Genomic DNA, 17903 nt, shown 5'->3' on the forward strand with positions numbered 1-17903 from the left:
TACGGACACCACATGCTGTTTCGCCGCCGAAGACCAGAGGGATTTTTTGACCGGGTGCGCACCGCGCTCTGGCCAAGGAGATCTTTTGTCCGGTCGTTCCAGTATCTCATCAAGCGGGTACTGCGGTTGACGGCGACGCCGCACGCGATTGCTGCAGGGGTGGCGGCCGGTGTTTTCGCATCCTGGACACCGCTGCTCGGGTTTCACTTCATCCTCGCCTTTGCGCTCTCCTATGTGCTGGCGGGCAACATGGTTGCCGCGGCGCTCGGAACAGCGTTTGGCAATCCTCTGTCGTTTCCCTTCATCTGGGCTTTGACGATAAAGATCGGCAACATGCTGATCGGGATTGAAACCGGTGCGCATCAGAAGCACGTCAATCTGGAGGCCTTGCTGAGGCATCTCGATGTCAGTCAATTGTGGGATCCGGTGCTCAAGCCCATGCTGATCGGCGCCATACCGCCAGGGCTTGTCACCGGTATCTCATTTTATATTCTTACCTATTGGGGTGTGCGGGCATTTCAGGCACGGCGCAAATCGCGGCTTGCGGCGCGGGCCAAGGTCCGGATCCAAGAACTGGCAGCCGCACGGGCAGAGCGAAAAGCAGACAGGGTAAAGAACGCGTGATCATCGGCATAGGCAGCGATCTGATCGACATCAGGCGGATAGAGAAAACCCTTGAACGCCATGGCGAGCGCTTCACCCAGAGGTGTTTTACCGATGTGGAACGGGCCAGATCGGATCGCCGGGCGCAGCGTGCGGCCTCCTATGCCAAGCGGTTCGCGGCCAAAGAAGCCTGTTCAAAGGCACTTGGCACCGGGCTCTCCAAGGGCGTGTTCTGGCGCGATATGGGCGTTGTCAACCTGCCAGGCGGCAAGCCGACAATGCAGCTGAGCGGCGGGGCCGCCGAGCGTCTCGACAGCATGACGCCTGCCGACATGGTCTGTGCCATTCATTTGACAATAACTGACGATTACCCTCTCGCGCAGGCCTTCGTGGTCATCGAAGCGCTGCCGCGGTCTTGATGCTGACCTTGGTGGTTCCATCGGGTCTGGAAAAGGATTTTTGTTCGGGATCTGCGGAGCAGATTGCAGGACATTGGTGAGCGGTGTTGCCGCGAACGATGCAAAGGGCTAGAGAAAGCGCTTCCGCGCTCTACCTGAGGATTCCAACGCGTGTCAGATACTAAAAAAGACCAGTCCGGCGGACTTTGGGAAAACGTCAAGGTGCTTGCCCAGGCGCTGCTGCTTGCCGTGATCATCCGTACCCTGTTTTTCCAGCCGTTCAGCATTCCTTCCGGGTCGATGATGGAAACCTTGCTGGTTGGCGATTATCTGTTCGTTTCGAAGTACTCCTACGGATACACAAAATATTCGCTGCCGTTTTCGCCTGACCTGTTTTCCGGCCGGATCTGGGGCAGCGATCCCGAGCGCGGTGATGTTGCTGTGTTCCGCCTTCCCAGCAACACCAAGATCGATTACATCAAGCGCGTGATCGGGCTTCCAGGCGACCGGATTCAGGTCACTGACGGCGTGCTCTATATCAATGGTGAAGCGGTCGAGCGCGAACTCGTCGGTGCCTACAAGCCGGAAGGCCGCTACAGCCAGGGAACCGATGTTCCTGTCTACAAGGAAACGCTCCCCAACGGGGTGACGTACACCACGCTCGATCTCAGCCCCAATTCGCCCGGCGACAACACCCGGGAATTCGTGGTGCCTGAAGGCCATTATTTCATGATGGGCGACAATCGCGACAACTCGCAGGACAGCCGGTTTGAGGTTGGCTATGTGCCGCTCGAAAACTTCATCGGCCGGGCAACGATCATCTTTTTCTCTATTGCCGAAGATGCGTCACCGCTGGAAATCTGGAAGTGGCCGACTGACCTCAGGTTGGGTCGGTTCTTCAAATCAGCGCAGCGATGAAGCGGGCGTCGAAAAAGGTAGCGGAAATCGTCGCCAGTGTTGAAGAGCGCATCGGCCACACATTTGCCGATGCCGAAAGGCTCGAACGGGCGCTGACCCACTCAAGTATCCGAAATCCGGCGGGCGGCAATTACGAGCGTCTGGAGTTCCTGGGCGACCGGGTGCTTGGCCTGTGTGTTGCGGAACTGTTGTTTGATCATTTCCGCGAGGCCAGCGAGGGCGAACTCTCGGTCCGTCTCAATCAGCTTGTGAGCGCGCAGACCTGCGGTGAAGTGGCCGACAATCTGGGATTGCACGAGTTCATCCGCACAGGCGCGGATGTCAAGCAGGTGGCCGACAAACGCATGCTCAATGTCCGTGCGGATGTGGTAGAATCAATCATTGCGGCGATCTATCTCGATGCCGGGCTGGAGGCTGCGCGGGCCTTTATCCACAAGCACTGGAAGCCGCGGGCGTTTGCTGAAGATGCCGCAAGGCGGGACGCCAAGACAGAATTGCAGGAATGGGCCCATGCCCGCCATGGGGTTACACCCGTGTATCGTGTGACCGACAGATCAGGCCCCGACCATGAACCGGTGTTCAAGGTGGTTGTCGAGATCGAAGGTGCCAAGCCTGCGAGCGGTGAAAGCCGCTCCAAGCGTGCGGCCGAACAGGCAGCAGCGACGGCACTCCTCGAACGCGAAGGCGTCTGGCAGGCAAACGCAGGAAAAGATGATGACTGACACACCTGAAACAGATGCTACCCCGACCGAACCTCAGGCCCCGACCCGATCCGGCTTTGTTGCCTTGATCGGTGCTCCCAATGCCGGAAAATCGACGCTGATGAACCAGCTTGTCGGTGCCAAGGTCTCGATCGTCTCGCACAAGGTGCAGACGACACGGGCGATCGTGCGCGGCATTGCCATTCATGACCGGACACAGATCGTATTTATCGATACGCCTGGGATTTTTACGCCACGTCGCAGGCTCGACCGGGCAATGGTGACAACCGCCTGGGGTGGCGCCAAGGATGGTGATCTGGTTCTGGTGCTGATTGACGCCGAGCGCGGGATCAGGGGCGACGCTGAAGCGCTGCTCGAGTCTCTGGCCGATCGGCACGGGCACAAGATCCTGGTGATCAACAAGATCGACCAGATCAAGCGCGATACGCTGCTGGCACTGACCGCAGCCATTCACGAGAAGGCCAAGTTTGACGAGACCTTCATGATCTCGGCGCTGAACGGTTCCGGCTGCAAGGACCTGATGGAGTATCTGGCGAAAACGCTGCCCGAAGGTCCATGGTATTATCCCGAAGACCAGATCTCGGATCTGCCGATGCGGCAGCTGGCGGCTGAAATCACCCGCGAGAAGCTGTTCCTGCGGCTGCATCAGGAACTGCCCTACGCGTCGCATGTGGAAACGGAAAACTGGGAAGAGAAGAAGGATGGCTCGGTGCGCATCGAGCAGGTGATCTATGTCGAGCGCGACAGTCAGAAGAAAATCGTGCTGGGACACAAGGGCGAGACCATCAAGGCCATCGGCCAGGCGTCGCGCAAGGAAATCGCCGAGATCCTGGAGCAGAAGGTTCATCTGTTTCTTTTCGTCAAGGTTCGCGAGAACTGGGGCAATGATCCCGAGCGCTACCGCGAGATGGGACTTGAATTTCCGCACTGAGCGGGCAAAGTCACGCGATGGAATGGCGAGACGAGGGAATCATACTGGGCCTGCGAAAGCATGGTGAGACCTCGGTTATCGCCGAGGTAATGACGAAAGCGCATGGCCGACATCTGGGCATTGTGCGGGGAGGGCGCTCCAAGCGCTTGCAGCCAGTGTTGCAACCGGGCAATTCGGTGGATCTGGTCTGGCGCGCCCGGCTTGACGAACATCTGGGTCAATATCAAGTCGAGCTTCTGAATGCGCGTGCCGGACGTTTGATGGAAAGCGCCATCGGTGTGCATGGTGTGCAGGCTATGGCAGCGCTGTTGCGCCTTCTGCCCGAGCGCGATTCCCACCCACGGCTGCATGATGCCTTTGCGATCATTCTCGACAGTCTTGATACGCCTGAAGAAGCGGGTGCTCTTTATGTGCGCTTCGAGCTTGCGGTGCTTGAGGATCTCGGCTTTGGCCTCGACTTGAGCGCTTGCGCTTCGACGGGCGTGCGGACCGATCTCATCTATGTGTCTCCGAAGTCAGGCCGGGCCGTTTCAGCGGATGCTGGCGCGCCCTGGGCGGACCGACTGCTAGCCTTGCCGGCATTCCTGCCCGATCGGACACAAGCCTGTACGGATTCCCAGATGCTCGACCAGGCATTCAGGCTGACCGGCTATTTTCTCGGCCGCCACGTGTTTGAACCGCGCGGCGTGGAGCCACCGATCAGCCGTGAGAGTTTTTGCGCAGCCGCTTTGCGGGCAATGCCGCAGCCGGAACCTATCCATCCCTCTGTCCAGGAACCGATCTCATGACTGACAACGCAAATATCCGCGGCAACGGCCAGTTTTCCGGCGTTATTCCGCTCGAAGTCGTTGCCGAGGAAGGCGGCCTGTCGGTGATGCAGGGCATTCTCGAAGGCCGACTGCCGGGCGCCAGCATGGCCAGGACGCTCAATTTCTGGCTTACCAAGGTTGAAGAGGGCCTGATCGTTTTTACCGGCACGCCCAGCGTGGACCATCTCAATCCGCTTGGCACCATTCACGGGGGGTGGGCTGCTACGATCATGGATTCGGCGCTTGCCTGCGCGGTGATGACGACGATTGCGCCGGGTGAGGGGTACACAACAGTGGAGTTCAAGCTCAACCTGACGCGGCCGATCCTGCCTGACATGGGCGAACTGGCGTGCGAGGGCCGCATCCTGCACCGGGGCAAGACCATTGCCACCTCGGAAGCCTATCTGCGTGACAGTTCCGGCAAGTTGCTGGCACACGGCACCGAGACATGCGCTATTTTTCCGATTGCCAAATTGATGCGTTGAACCTGTGGAGCGGGTGGCGCGGAATAGCCGCCGAGAGGTTGTCTAGCCGGTGGTGCTGTACCTCAATCCATATCGTCCACGACGATGCCAAGCTTCTTGATCCTTGAATACAACGTTGTGGGCTTGATACCGAGTAGCTGCGCGGCGCCGTCTTCACCGGATACACGGCCACCGGTTCGTTTCAGGCAGGCGATGATGTTGCTGGCCTGAAGATCGTTCATCTGCTGCTCTGTCAGGATGTCTGCGTGCTTTGCAGCGTTCGATCTGCCTGAGCTCTTCTGCAAGTCGAGGATCAGCTTTTCTCCCCGGGACAGGATCGCCCCACGCTCGACGACATTCTGTAGTTCGCGGACATTGCCGGGCCAGTGGTAGTCCTGCAATTGTCGGATATTGGCCTTGGTGATCGTCGGCTTTTGCAAGTTCAGGCGCTCACAGGCGAGCGTCAGAAAGTGCTGCGTCAGCTCGGGTATGTCCGACAGACGCTCGCGCAGAGGCTGGCATTCGATGGGAAACACGTTGAGATGAAAATACAGGTCCTGACGCAACGTGCCGTTCTTGATGCAGGCTGTCAGATCCTTGCTTGACGATGCGATCACGCGAACATTGATCTTGCTGATGCGGTTGTCACCCAGCCGCTCGAGGGACTGTTCCTGCAGGGTCTTGAGGATCTTGCCCTGAAGCTCGATCGGGATTTCGGAGACCTCGTCGAGGTACAAGGTTCCGCCATTGGCGATTTCCAGCTTGCCGGTGCGGTCATGGACCGCTCCTTGAAATGCGCCGCGCACATGGCCGTACAATTCGCTTTCGAAGGATGAGGGCGGGATGCCAGCGCAGTTGATGCGAATGATCGGGCGTTTGGCGCGAGAACTTGACTTGTGAATGGCCGATGCGATGAGCGATTTGCCGGTTCCGCCTTCGCCGCTGATCAGGACATTGCTCTGGGTTTTCGAGACCAGTTCGATCTGGGCCAGAGTACGCAAGATTGCAGGTGAAGAGCCGGCAAGGTCGTAATGGGAGCGAACGTTGCGAATTTCTTCCTGCAGATATTCGTTTTCCTGCTCCAGCCGCTCGCGCAGGGCCTCGATCTGATCCATCGCCGCGCGCAGCTTGCGCTCGTTTTCACGTCGCTCGGAGACATCGCGGAAAATGACAACAGCACCGGCCAGGACCTGCTGGTCATAGATTGGTGTCGAGGTGTATTCGACCTGAATCGGGCGACTGTTCTTGTGCCAGAACACTTCGTCTTCCACCCGGTTGACCTGCTCATTGCGGAACGAATGATAGATCGGACACTCGCGCGAGGGGTATTTCCTGCCATCCAGATGGTGGTGATGTATCATGGCGTGGATGTCTTCGCCGAGCAGGTCCTCTTGTGTCCAGCCGAGCATCTCCTGTGCTGCATTGTTCACAAACGTGGTCTTGCCCTCAAGATTGATGCCGTAGATCCCTTCACCTGCCGCATCCAGGATCAGCCGGTTCTCATTTTCCATCTCCCGGAAGAAATCGCGCGCGCGGTTCCATTCCATCAGACCCTTGGCATGGAGATTGTGGGTTGACACGTTCTGGGACCGCGTATCGTAAGCGTCCATATCGATGATCTGCATCACCAGATATGTTGAGGCATCACGGTTGATGATGACACCGTGTATTTCCGTGTCGATCTGCCGTCCGATGGAGCTGACGAGCGTGAGGTCTCGGGTCCATGCGGTCTTATAGTAATCGACCTTTTCAGTGAAAACGATCAGTTCCGGCAGGCCGCCTGCAAGCAGGATCGCAAAATCCTTGCCAGGCAATTCGTCATCGTCAAGCAATTGGCAGGCCGAGCTGTTGGCCGTGACAATGACACCGCTGTGCGTGTCCAATGCGATGCACGGAAGAATGCTCGAATGCACATGGCCAAGCAGGGTTGGGTTGGAGTTTTCCATTCCTGATTAGTGCGCAGTGCAGCATAAAAAATCAACGATATTTCGTAAATTACGATAAATCGTAATATTCTGATCAATAGCTTGATTTAATATATTATTAAAAACAATGCATTGTGGGATTCTGGGGCTTTTCACAATTTTGCAGATTTTCGTGTTTCAGCCGGTAACCTGACTTCAGGAATTAGCGCAGGAGAAACCGATGACAGTCAAAAGTCTAAACGATCCCTTCTCAAGCAAAGCCGATCTACGGCATGGTGCCAAGTGTGGCTGCTCAGATTGCTCAGCCACTTCCGGCATCCGCGAAGAAAGCACTTTGCAATCGAGCGACGAGATGATGGAGCGCGCGATTGAAAGTGCAATCGTGCGTTCGGTATTCGGGCATTCGGACATCAGCCGCCGCTCTTTCATGGGAATGGTCGGGGGAGGGACGGCGGCTGCTGCGCTCGCGTCGATTTTCCCGATCGACAAGGCGAAAGCCGCATTGCTCGACACTTTGGGCAAACCTGAAAAGACAGACCTGAACATCGGCTTCGTGCCGATTACCTGCGCAACGCCGATCATCATGGCGCAGCCGCTTGGATTTTATGAACGGTATGGCCTCAATGCACAGGTCATCAAGACCGCCGGCTGGGCCGTGGCGCGCGACAAGTCTCTTGCCGGCGAATATGACGCCAGCCACATGCTGACGCCGATGCCTTTGGCGATGACACTGGGCGCCGGTTCGGTGGCCGAACCCTACATCATGCCGGCGGTTGAAAACATCAACGGCCAGGCCATCGTCCTGTCGAACGAGCACAAGGACAAGCGCGATCCAAAGCAGTGGAAAGGCTTCACCTTCGGTGTGCCGTTCGAGTATTCGATGCACAACTTCCTGCTCCGCTACTACGTGGCCGAGTATGGTCTGGACCCGGATGTCGACATCCAGATCCGCGTCGTTCCGCCACCGGAAATGGTCGCAAACCTTCGTGCAGGGAACCTCGATGGCTATCTCTCGCCAGACCCGTTCAACCAGCGCGCTGTCTGGGAAAACATCGGCTTCATCCACATCCTCACCAAGGAGATCTGGGAAGGCCATCCGTGCTGCGCGTTCGCAGCGCCGCTGTCCTTCGCAACAGAATTGCCCAACACCTATGGCGCTCTACTCAAGGCGATCATCGACGCGACGCAATACGCGTCCAATCCCGAGAACCGCAAGGAAATCTCTGCTGCGATTGCGCCAACCAACTATCTCAACCAGCCGGTTGAAGTTATCGAGCAGGTGCTGACCGGAACCTATGCGGATGGTCTGGGCGAAGTGAAAATGGTGCCTGATCGCATCGATTTCGATCCTTTCCCCTGGCAGTCAATGGGTGTGTGGATCCTCACCCAGATGAAGCGTTGGGGCTATATCGAGGGTGATGTCGACTATAAGTCGGTCGCCGAGCAGGTGTATCTTGCAGCTGACGCTCGAAAAATCATGAAGGATCTCGGCTACGACGCGCCGGCTGAGAACTACAAGTCGCACGTCATCATGGGAAAGACCTTCGATCCCGAAAAGCCCGAAGACTACGTCTCAAGCTTCGCGATCAAAAAAGGCTAAGGCATGAACGGCTTGTCTGTAAACAAACGTGCCGCGATCCTCTCGCTTGTTCTGCTGATTGTCGGCCTCCTGATATGGGAGGCCGCCATTCCGGGGCAGAAGCCGGTTGGGGAGCTCACCGAGTATGAGCGTTTGACGGGAGGCGCCTCTCAAAAGGCCGGCGTCCCTCCGCCAAGCCAGGTGTTTGAGAAGGCATGGGAACAGCTGAGCGATCCGTTTTATGATGCGGGACCGAACGACAAGGGGATCGGCATCCAGATCGGGTACTCGATCTACCGCGTGCTGTCAGGTTACTTTCTGGCAGCCCTTGTTGCGATTCCGCTCGGGTTTCTGATCGGCATGTCGCCTGTGGCCTACAAGGCGCTGAACCCTTTCATTCAGGTGCTCAGGCCCATATCGCCGCTGGCCTGGATGCCACTTGCGCTGTTCATCATTCAGGACAGCGAGCAGAGTGCGATCTTCGTGATTTTCATCTGCTCGATCTGGCCGATGCTTATCAACACGGCGTTCGGTGTCGCGGGGGTGCGCAAGGATTGGGTGAATGTGGCGCGAACCCATGAACTCGGGGCATTGCGCACCGCCTTCATGGTGATCCTGCCTGCCGCAGCACCCACAATCGTGACCGGTATGCGTATCTCCATCGGCATTGCCTGGCTGGTTATCGTGGCGGCTGAAATGTTGGTCGGCGGCACAGGCATTGGCTACTACGTCTGGAACGAGTGGAACAATCTCGATCTCACCTCGGTCATTTTTTCCATCCTGATGATTGGCGTCGTCGGCATGGCGCTCGACGCCATGTTCGGCGTATTGCAGCGCTTTGTCGTCTACACGGAATAGGAGCTTCATCTCGTGACCACTCCTTTTTTAAGCGTTGAACGCTTGACCCAAAAATATCCCGATGGTGCGGGTGGCCAGACCACCGTTTTCGAGAAGGCGAGCTTCGGCATCGAACTGGGTGAGTTTGTCGTCATTCTCGGCCACTCGGGCTGCGGCAAGTCGACCATCATGAACATTCTTGCCGGACTGGCGGATGCATCGGAAGGCGTTGTCATCATGGATGGCAAGGAGGTTTCCGGACCGAGCCTTGATCGCGGTGTGGTGTTCCAGAACTATTCGCTGTTGCCGTGGCTGAGTGCACTCAAGAATGTGACCTTTGCCGTCGCAGCCCGCTATCCCGACTGGTCAAAGGACCAGGTGCTGGCGCATTCGAAAAAGCATCTGGAAATGGTTGGCCTCAACGCGGATGTGTTTGACCGCAAGCCGAGCCAGCTCTCGGGCGGCATGCGCCAACGCGTGTCAATCGCACGGGCGTTCTCGATCAGCCCGAAACTGCTATTGCTGGATGAGCCCTTCGGGGCGCTCGATGCGCTGACCCGCGGCACGATCCAGGATGAGCTGCTGAAGGTCTGGGCCGGCACCAACCAGACCGTGTTCATGATCACCCATGACATCGACGAGGCAATCCTGCTGGCGGACCGCATCCTGCTGATGACCAATGGTCCCTTCGCCCGGGTGGCGGAATCCGTCGACATCACGATCCCACGCCCGCGCAACCGGATAGAGATCGTTGAAAACCCCAATTACTACGCGATCCGCAATCATCTGGTTCAGTTCCTGGGCAAGCATTCCAAGGAACTGGCCGGGCCTACCGATGCTGACGAGAACCGGCCTGTGACTGTCCATATCGACAAGACAGTGCCCGAGCGCTCGCACAACAAACTCGCCATTTAACACCAGACCAGGAGACTTCATCATGGCCAAAATGATGACCAAGGAAGACGTGACTGAAATGATACTGTCAGCCAAGCGCACCGCTGGCATGAAATGGGAGGACATCGCCTCACAGATCGGCATGTCGCCGGTCTGGACCCATTCCGCGGCCATGGGCATGAACGCGATGCCTAAGGAGAAGGCCGAGGCTTTTGTCTCCGTCATGGGCCTGCCGCAGGAGGCTGCACTGGTGCTGCAGGAGTACCCGACCAAGCTCTGGGAACAGGCGGTTCCGACAGATCCCTGCATCTACCGGCTTTATGAAATTGTCGGCGTCTATGGCCCGACGATGAAGGCATTGATCCAGGAAGAGTTTGGCGACGGGATCATGTCGGCCATCGATTTCGACATGCAGATCACACGCGTCAGCAATCCGAAAGGTGACCGCGTCAAGATCGAAATGTCCGGCAAATTTCTTGGCTATAAATCCTGGTAATGTCGCGGCCTCCCTTTCCACCTTTCACCGAGCAAACGGCTGTCCAGAAGATAAGGGCAGCCGAGGATGGCTGGAACGGTCGCGACCCGGCAAAGGTTGCACTCGCCTATACGCCTGACAGCAGATGGCGAAACCGGTCAGACTTCATCAATGGGCGCAGCGAGATCGAGGCGTTCCTGACCCGCAAATGGGAGAAGGAGCTCGAGTATCGGCTGATCAAGGAACTCTGGGCGTTCAGCGGCAATCGCATCGCGGTGCGCTTTGCCTATGAATGGCACGATGCAGGGGGCACCTGGTATCGTTCCTATGGAAACGAGAACTGGGAATTCGATGACGCAGGTTACATGAGCGCGCGTCATGCCAGCATCAATGATATCGAGATTGCCGAAGCTGATCGCAAGTATCATTGGCCGCAGGGCAGGCGGCCCGACGATCATCCCGGGCTTTCGGAGCTTGGACTGTGAACCGGCGGCAAACGTTCGGCATTTGAACGACGAAGGGCGCCCATGAGGCGCCCTTCGCAATTTGGCGACGTATTTGCGCCGGTCAGGCCATGGCTATCTTGCCGCCGCCCTGTCTGGTGACGGCGACAACCGCCGGACGGACCGGCATATCGTCCTTGAAATCGGGCCAGCGGGTGGCGGGCTGCTCATAGGTGGCAAGGCCTTCATCGCCCGGGTGCTGCACCGCGAGGAAAACGGTTTCGCCCTTGGGGTCGAACAGTGGACCGCACATCTCTGCTCCGACAGGAACCCGGAAGAACAGTTTCGAAGTGGCGCGGGCGTCACCATCCGTGTCAACAGCCCAGAGGCCGTCGGCGCGTCCGGTCTTCTTGGCCGAGTTGCCGTCAGTCGAGACCCAGAGCCTGCCATCGGCGTCAATGGCACAGTTGTCAGGCATGCCGAACCAGCCGTCCTTTGTCGTGGCGGAGGAGAAGCTGGCGCCGACTTCGGCGACCGAGGGATCACCGCATTTAAGCAGGATTTCCCAGGTTGACCTGGTGGAAGCGAAATCGCCATCGGTCTCGCTGATCTCGATAATGTGGCCGAAGGCATTGTCGGCGCGGGGGTTGGCGGCATTCTCGTCGCCGGCCTTGCGGCGCGTGTTGTTGGTCAGCATGCAATAGACCTTGCCGGTCATTGCATTGGGCTGAACGTCTTCGGGGCGGTCCATCTTGGTAGCGCCCAGAAGGTCGCCGGCGCGGCGGGCTTCAATGACCACATCGGCCTGGCTGGCAAAACCGTTGTCAGCAGTCAGAGGGCCGTCGCCATGAACCAGCGGCATCCAGTCGACTGTGCCGTCTTCGTTGAAGCGCGCGACGTAGAGCGTGCCGTCATCGAGCAGGTTCATGTTGGCTGCGCGGTCATCGGGGTTGTACTTGGCTGCCGTGACGAACTTGTAGACATAGTCGAAACGCTCGTCGTCGCCGCAGTAGAGCACCACGCGGTCGTCCTTGTTGACCACGCTCTCGGCACCCTCATGCTTGACCCGGCCAAGCGCGGTGCGCTTTTTCGGCGTCGACGTCGGGTCCATCGGATCGACCTCAACAACCCAGCCAAACCGGTTCGGCTCATTGGGTTCCTTGGAGACGTCGAAACGGTCGTGATGAGCGCCCCAATTGTACCAGCCAGCCGGTGCGCCATAGCGCTTGTAATTGGCTGCCTCGGGATGGCCTTCAGGCAGGTCGCCCATGAAGTAGCCGTGGAAATTCTCCTCCGCCATCAGCCATGTGCCCCATGGGGTGACGCCGCCGGCGCAGTTGTTCAGCGTGCCAAACACCCTGGTGCCCGAGGCGTCTGCATTGGTCTTGAGGCGGTCGTGGCCGGCGGCCGGGCCGGTGAGCATCATTTCGGTGCCCACATGCAGGCGGCGGTTCATCTTTCCCTCAAGCACGGGGCTCCACTTGCCGTTTTGCTTGCGGATTTCAATCACGGTGCCGCCATGGGCAGCCATTTCGATGTCGACGACGTCCTTTGTGAACTCGCCCATCATAACCTTGTCTTTGCCTTCACTGTCCTTGCCGATCGAGGCCCAGTTCGGCAACATCAGTTCTGCGTTGGTGTATTCGTGATTGACGACCAGCAGACCATGATCACCGGCCTCATCCAGCGGCACGAAGCCGACATAGTCATTGTTGTAGCCGAACTGTTTGGACTGGCTTTCTGCGGTCTGGTTCATCGGATCAAAATCCGGAGAATCGGCGAAAACCTTGTCGCCCCAACGCAAAAGCACGTCGGCGTCATAGCCTTCGGCGACATGATGGGTCTCGTCTACACCGGCCTCGATTTCCTTGAAGGAGAAGGCGCTCATGCCTTCGGCGCGAGCTTCATCGGCAATCATCAGCGCCAGCGGGCTGACGGTCGTGGCAATGGCGGTGACGGCCAGCGTGCCACCCAGGAACCCGCGACGTGAAAAGCGGCGGTTGATGATGTCGCCCATGGTCGGATTGCCCGAGGGGTTGCGGCCGACGTCTTCCTCGGCTTCGCGGATCTCGGTGAGGTTGATAACTTCGTCTTCTGGCTTGAACATCTCGTTCATGGCTTTCTCCATCGTGTTGGACTGAACCGTATGAGTGCCAATGCACCATTTTGCGTAACAGGCTTATGACATTTGCAGAAAAGGCACTCCCAGGATCGTCATCAATGGCCGGCGAAGGCTTGCAGCCTTTATCGATGGTATGCGAAAGATTTTGCCGGACTGTCCTGTGTGGCCGTTTTTCATTTGCCGACTGCTGGGTATGTATCTTGGAAGCCTTGGTTCTTATGTTTTTTGGTGCGGTTTTGTTCGCCGTGATGAGTATCCTGCCGGGGGACGCCGTGGCTGATGATGCCGATTACAAGGCCATTCTTGAGGCTTTTCTGGCTGAAAACCGGATTGCCGGTGGAACGCTTCATGTTTCGGGACCCGATGAAGAAGTCGAGGTTTCCAGCGGTGTTGCCGATGTCAGATCCGGCCAAGCGGTGACGGCGGAGACACGCTTCTACATTGCTTCGCTTGGAAAGATGGTGGTTGCCACTGCGATCCTCGCGGATGTCGAAACGGGCAAACTTGATCTCGATGCCAGCATATGGCCGCTGGTCAGCGACATTCCGCAGATCGCGTCCCTCGCAAATGTAAGGGATGTCAGTCTTCGGCAGTTGCTCAATCACACTTCGGGGTTTCCGGACTATTTGAGCGAAGATTTTGCACAAGCCAGTGCGCGGCAGCCTGACCGGCGCTGGACCGAAGCAGAGGTTCTCGCATTCGCCTATGACTGGCCGCCGCTTGGAAGCCCGGGGCAAGTCTTTGAATACTCGAATACCAATTACGTCCTACTGGGGCACATTCTCAAGCGGTCTCGTTCGAACATGGAGACGGCGTTGCGGGACAGTGTTCTGGCAAAGGCCGGTATGACTTCGACTAGTGTCGGTGCGGCGCACGACGAGCTTGATCTTGCGCGTGGGTATGCGGGCAGCGGGCGGCGCACCGACGTAAGCCGGGAAGCCTGGGCCAGAGCAACCGGCGACGGCCCTTTGGTGGGTACGGTCGGCGATGTTTCGCGCTTCATGCGGGCGCTCCTGCGAGACGGCAAACTGATCGGGCCCGACCTGGTGCGTGAGATGCTCTCGGGTTCAGGCCCGGAGGAAGGCTATGGCCTCGGCATAGGCATTGATGGGGATGAATGGGGCGACTGGTATGGGCATGCCGGCGGTGACGACGGCTTCGAGGCAGATGTCCGCTATTATCCGGATTCCGACGTTGTCATCGCCTTCAGCGTGAATGGAAATACCCACTCGGACACAGATCTTCTGGATCAGGCCGCCGAAATCTATTTCGAGCGCTGATGCATGCTGCGCTCAATTGGCTTAAATCGAGCGGTTACGTAAATGCATCACAACAAAGCCTCACAAGGTCCTTTGCGAATCCCATTGAATGCAGGGAGCATCAGCGGCCCGGCTGTTTTGGCAAGATCTTTCGTTCGATCGGCACTGAAATTGACTGCCTACTCCGCGGGAATCAGCGCGGGCCGGTCCACGGCCTGCTCCTTGATCGGCCAATGCACAATTGCCGCAAACAGACCGAGCGCCACGCCCAGCCACCAGACCGGGTTGTAGGTGCCGAAGATGTCGTAGAGGTAGCCGCCTAGCCAGACGCCGAGGAAAGAACCGACCTGGTGGGAGAAGAACACCACGCCGCCCAGCATGCCCAGATGGCGGGTGCCGAACATGATCGCCACCAGCGCGTTGGTTGGCGGCACAGTCGACAGCCACAACAGGCCCATGACGATGGCGAAGATCACCACTGATGTTCCTGTCTGCGGCAGCAGCAGAAAGGCGGTCACCGCAATCGAGCGGCCGATGTAGATCCAGACGAGTGCCATTGGCTTCGAATAGCGTTGGCCGATATAGCCCGAGGCCAGGGAGCCGATGATGTTGAAAAAGCCGATCAGCGCCAGCGACAGCACTGCAAACGAGCTGTCTATGCCGATGTCACGCAGATAGGCCGGAAAATGGGCGGTGATGAAGGCCACCTGGAAGCCGCAGACGAAGAAGCCCGAGACCAGCAGAAGGTAGCTCTTGTGACCCAGCGCCTCGCGCAGGGCTTCGCCGATGGACTGCTTGTACTGCAAGGCCGATTGCGAACCCGAGTTGGAATTGCCGCGCAGGGGAATGGCCAGGAACGGAATGATGAACATCATCGCCGCCATCCAGAGCAGAGCTTCCTGCCAGCCGTAAGCGTCGATCAGGCCCTGGCTGAGTGGTGCGAAGACGAACATGCCGGCAGAGCCCGCAGCCGTGCCGATGCCAAAAGCCATCGAACGCCGCTCGGGCGCGACATTTCGGGCAAAGGCTGCCAGCACGATGCCGAAGGACGCTGACGCAACGCCGAGACCGACGAGTACGCCGCCGCCGATGTAGAGCCAGCCGGGGGTTGGTGCGACCGACATGATGAACAGACCGGCGGAATAGACAAACGCGGAAAGCGCCAGCACCTTCCAGGTTCCATACTTGTCGGCAATGGCGCCAAAGAACGGTTGTCCCAGCCCCCAGAACAGGTTCTGGATCGCCATGGCGAGACCGAACGTGGTGCGGTCCCAGCCGGTGTCGGCTAGCATCGGCAGCTGAAAGAAGCCCATCGCCGAGCGCGGACCGAAGGACATAAGCGCAATCAGCGAACCGGCAACGATGATCAGCCAGGGCAGAGGCGGGACGGCTGCAGACGGACGGGTTTCGGACATGGAAGGGCTCCTGAACAGTTCGGCGACTTTAGTCATTGCCGTGCCGGGAACAAGTACTTTTGCTTGAACATAATGATCACAGAAATTGATTGATGGGAGGCGGCTGATCATCATCGCCAGAGGGTTTGTGCCCGCTTGTTGACAGCTGATGCCCTTGCAGGAATGGTGAAGGCAGACAAACTGTCAGCGGGAGGTAGCAGCCATGAAGCAGGGAATTCTGAAGGGATTTGCCGCGGGCCTCCTGTTGGCTGGGCTGACGGTCTGTACCTATGCCGGCGATTTCGACCCGGACCGTGCCGCATTCGATCCGGAAAGCAAATTTGTCATTACGCCGTTTGGAGCCATCATCGGCGACCCGGCGCAGGTGACTGACCTTTCCACTGACCGCACCGGCTTCACCTATTGCTCGGCTGTGCCGGACAAGGATCGCGGCCTCTTGTTGTTGGCATCAATCATGGTCCCGGCTCAGAACGGTGCCGAGGGCGGTGGCCATGCGATGATGATGAGTGTCGATCAGGCGCGCAATTTCATTGCCCATCTGCGCAAGGGCCCGGAATGGGCCAAGGTGGCCGCCGATAACAAGGTTGGGCTGTTTTCCAAACCGATCGGGGACGTGATCGGCGTGGAAGGCGAAGTCGAACATCTGGCGATCAAATTTGTCTCCGATGAGCAAAGCAACGGGTCCGTCAGGATCGAGCACATGCTCGGTGGCGTGCCCAAGGCATTCAGCCTTGGCATCAATCCGGCGCTGAAATATGCCGCACAGGCGGAATACGCACTTGAAACAGCGCTTGCATTGACCCCGGACGCGGCGCCTGCGGAGGACGCGGAAAAGAGCAAATTGTTCGAGTGACGAGAGCCCTTGGCGATATTGGGCCCGCTTGCAATCACAAAAGCAAAGTCCTATGTGAAGGGTTCCCCGGCATTGCCGGGTTCTTTTGAAACCTAATTATGCTCAATTTGAGCATAATAGATGATGACGGGAGGGTTTGCCATGACCCGATTGGACACAAGCACCGGCGCACAGGCCGCCATACAGGCACAAAGTGCTGCAGAGCGATTTGGCGTGATGGAGCGCCCGGAGTTGAAATACACCCCGGCAGTAGCGCGGGAAACCGCCCATCTCTACGATCGCGTGCGCCAGCATATCCCGGAAATAGAGTGGCCCGTCTACGCGCCTTATGTGCACGCCATCAACCGGATCAAGAAGGAACGCGGCGCTGCGATCCTGGCGCACAACTACCAGACCCCGGACATTTTTCACTGCGTTGCCGACATCGTCGGCGATTCGCTGCAGCTGGCGCGCGAGGCGTCGCTTGTTGATGGCGAGATCATCATTCAGTGCGGCGTGCATTTCATGGCCGAGACCTCGAAGCTGCTCAACATGGACAAGACCGTGCTGATCCCCGACGGGAAAGCCGGCTGCTCGCTATCTGATTCCATCACCGGCGCCGATGTGCGGCTGCTCAAAGAACGTTATCCCGGCGTGCCGGTGGTGACCTACGTGAACACTTCGGCCGATGTGAAGGCTGAAACCGACATCTGCTGCACCTCGTCAAATGCTGTTGCCGTGTGCGAAAGCTTCGACTCCGACACCGTGCTGTGCATCCCGGACGAATATCTGGCGATGAATGTCGCCAAGCAGACCAAGAAGAAGATCCTGACCTGGAAGGGCCACTGCGAGGTGCATGAGCGCTTCACCGCGGCCGAACTGCTGGCCTACAAGGAAGCCGATCCGACCATCGAAATCATCGGCCATCCCGAGTGCCATCCGGACGTGATCGCGGTCTGCGATTATTCCGGATCGACCGCAGGCATGATCAACTATGTCAAGGACACGCGTCCACCGCGGGTGCTGCTGGTGACCGAATGCTCGATGGCGTCCAACATTCAAAGCGAGGTCGAGGGCGTAGAGTTCATCAAGCCGTGCAATCTATGTCCGCATATGAAGCGCATCACCCTGCCCAAGATCCTCGACAGCCTGCTGTACATGACCGAGGAAGTGCTGGTCGATCCGGCGATTGCCGGTCGTGCACGACTTGCAGTCGAGCGGATGATCAATCTGAAAAACTGACGTTCTGGCCCGGCGGCCCGAGGGCCGCTCTCGTC

Annotated in this window: 18 protein-coding genes; 15 read left to right on the forward strand and 3 right to left on the reverse strand. The window is 58.1% G+C overall.

The features are described from left to right. The first annotated feature begins 12 nt into the window (after positions 1–12). From WNZ14_RS10345 to WNZ14_RS10375, 7 genes are all read left to right on the forward strand, one after another. Positions 13–624 carry a DUF2062 domain-containing protein gene (locus WNZ14_RS10345; protein WP_342868573.1) on the forward strand — a complete coding sequence of 204 codons (612 nt, stop codon included), beginning with the start codon at positions 13–15 and terminating at the stop codon, positions 622–624. Continuing rightward, positions 621–1022 carry a holo-ACP synthase gene (gene acpS, locus WNZ14_RS10350; RefSeq protein ID WP_342868574.1) on the forward strand — a complete coding sequence of 134 codons (402 nt, stop codon included), beginning with the start codon at positions 621–623 and terminating at the stop codon, positions 1020–1022. The genes WNZ14_RS10345 and acpS overlap by 4 nt, the downstream gene beginning before the upstream one ends. 150 nt (positions 1023–1172) lie before the next feature. Beyond that, a complete protein-coding gene (lepB, locus tag WNZ14_RS10355) occupies positions 1173–1919 on the forward strand; it encodes a signal peptidase I (protein WP_342868575.1) in 747 nt (248 codons plus the stop codon). Further along, complete coding sequence (rnc, locus tag WNZ14_RS10360) at positions 1916–2641, forward strand: ribonuclease III (protein WP_342868576.1); 726 nt, start codon at positions 1916–1918, stop codon at positions 2639–2641. The genes lepB and rnc overlap by 4 nt, the downstream gene beginning before the upstream one ends. Then, the gene (gene era, locus WNZ14_RS10365) at positions 2634–3572 is read left to right on the forward strand and encodes a GTPase Era (protein WP_342868577.1); all 939 of its coding nucleotides are present in this window, start codon (positions 2634–2636) and stop codon (positions 3570–3572) included. The genes rnc and era overlap by 8 nt, the downstream gene beginning before the upstream one ends. A 17-nt stretch (positions 3573–3589) precedes the next feature. Continuing rightward, complete coding sequence (recO, locus tag WNZ14_RS10370; RefSeq protein ID WP_342868578.1) at positions 3590–4360, forward strand: DNA repair protein RecO; 771 nt, start codon at positions 3590–3592, stop codon at positions 4358–4360. Next, complete coding sequence (locus tag WNZ14_RS10375; RefSeq protein ID WP_342868579.1) at positions 4357–4866, forward strand: PaaI family thioesterase; 510 nt, start codon at positions 4357–4359, stop codon at positions 4864–4866. The genes recO and WNZ14_RS10375 overlap by 4 nt, the downstream gene beginning before the upstream one ends. 62 nt (positions 4867–4928) lie before the next feature. Here the strand turns inward: WNZ14_RS10375 and WNZ14_RS10380 are convergent, their stop codons facing one another. After that, entirely contained in the window at positions 4929–6791 is a 1863-nt protein-coding gene (locus WNZ14_RS10380) for a sigma 54-interacting transcriptional regulator (protein ID WP_342868580.1), read from the reverse strand. A 331-nt stretch (positions 6792–7122) separates the two neighbouring features. On the opposite strand from WNZ14_RS10380, the gene WNZ14_RS10385 reads away from it, so the two are divergent. From WNZ14_RS10385 to WNZ14_RS10405, 5 genes are read left to right on the forward strand one after another with little or no spacing between them, the layout of a single operon-like run. After that, a complete protein-coding gene (locus WNZ14_RS10385) occupies positions 7123–8370 on the forward strand; it encodes a CmpA/NrtA family ABC transporter substrate-binding protein (protein ID WP_342870207.1) in 1248 nt (415 codons plus the stop codon). Between the two features lie 3 nt (positions 8371–8373). Further along, positions 8374–9207, forward strand: a complete 834-nt coding sequence (gene ntrB, locus WNZ14_RS10390; RefSeq protein ID WP_342868581.1) for a nitrate ABC transporter permease — start codon at positions 8374–8376, stop codon at positions 9205–9207. A gap of 12 nt (positions 9208–9219) precedes the next feature. Beyond that, positions 9220–10101: an ABC transporter ATP-binding protein gene (locus WNZ14_RS10395; RefSeq protein ID WP_342868582.1), complete on the forward strand. Its 882-nt coding sequence runs from the start codon at positions 9220–9222 to the stop codon at positions 10099–10101. Between the two features lie 22 nt (positions 10102–10123). Further along, a complete protein-coding gene (gene cynS / locus WNZ14_RS10400) occupies positions 10124–10576 on the forward strand; it encodes a cyanase (protein ID WP_342868583.1) in 453 nt (150 codons plus the stop codon). After that, on the forward strand, positions 10576–11040 hold the full coding sequence (locus WNZ14_RS10405; RefSeq protein WP_342868584.1) for a nuclear transport factor 2 family protein: 465 nt from the start codon (positions 10576–10578) through the stop codon (positions 11038–11040). The genes cynS and WNZ14_RS10405 overlap by 1 nt, the downstream gene beginning before the upstream one ends. An 82-nt stretch (positions 11041–11122) precedes the next feature. Here the strand turns inward: WNZ14_RS10405 and WNZ14_RS10410 are convergent, their stop codons facing one another. Continuing rightward, the gene (locus WNZ14_RS10410) at positions 11123–13114 is read right to left on the reverse strand and encodes a PhoX family phosphatase (protein ID WP_342868585.1); all 1992 of its coding nucleotides are present in this window, start codon (positions 13112–13114) and stop codon (positions 11123–11125) included. Between the two features lie 278 nt (positions 13115–13392). Here WNZ14_RS10410 and WNZ14_RS10415 point away from each other — a divergent pair, with 278 nt between their 5' ends. Next, positions 13393–14400, forward strand: a complete 1008-nt coding sequence (locus WNZ14_RS10415) for a serine hydrolase domain-containing protein (protein WP_342868586.1) — start codon at positions 13393–13395, stop codon at positions 14398–14400. Positions 14401–14558: 158 nt separating this feature from the next. Here WNZ14_RS10415 and WNZ14_RS10420 read toward each other — a convergent pair whose 3' ends face one another. Further along, positions 14559–15794 (reverse strand): MFS transporter, encoded by a 1236-nt coding sequence (locus WNZ14_RS10420; protein WP_342868587.1) that lies wholly within the window; start codon positions 15792–15794, stop codon positions 14559–14561. A gap of 202 nt (positions 15795–15996) precedes the next feature. On the opposite strand from WNZ14_RS10420, the gene WNZ14_RS10425 reads away from it, so the two are divergent. Further along, the gene (locus tag WNZ14_RS10425; protein WP_342868588.1) at positions 15997–16647 is read left to right on the forward strand and encodes a hypothetical protein; all 651 of its coding nucleotides are present in this window, start codon (positions 15997–15999) and stop codon (positions 16645–16647) included. 141 nt (positions 16648–16788) lie between these two features. Then, entirely contained in the window at positions 16789–17868 is a 1080-nt protein-coding gene (gene nadA / locus WNZ14_RS10430) for a quinolinate synthase NadA (RefSeq protein ID WP_342868589.1), read from the forward strand. Positions 17869–17903 lie beyond the last annotated feature (35 nt).

This window comes from Hoeflea sp. AS60 (genome assembly GCF_038900115.1).
In the GTDB taxonomy this organism is placed as follows: Bacteria; Pseudomonadota; Alphaproteobacteria; order Rhizobiales; family Rhizobiaceae; genus Hoeflea.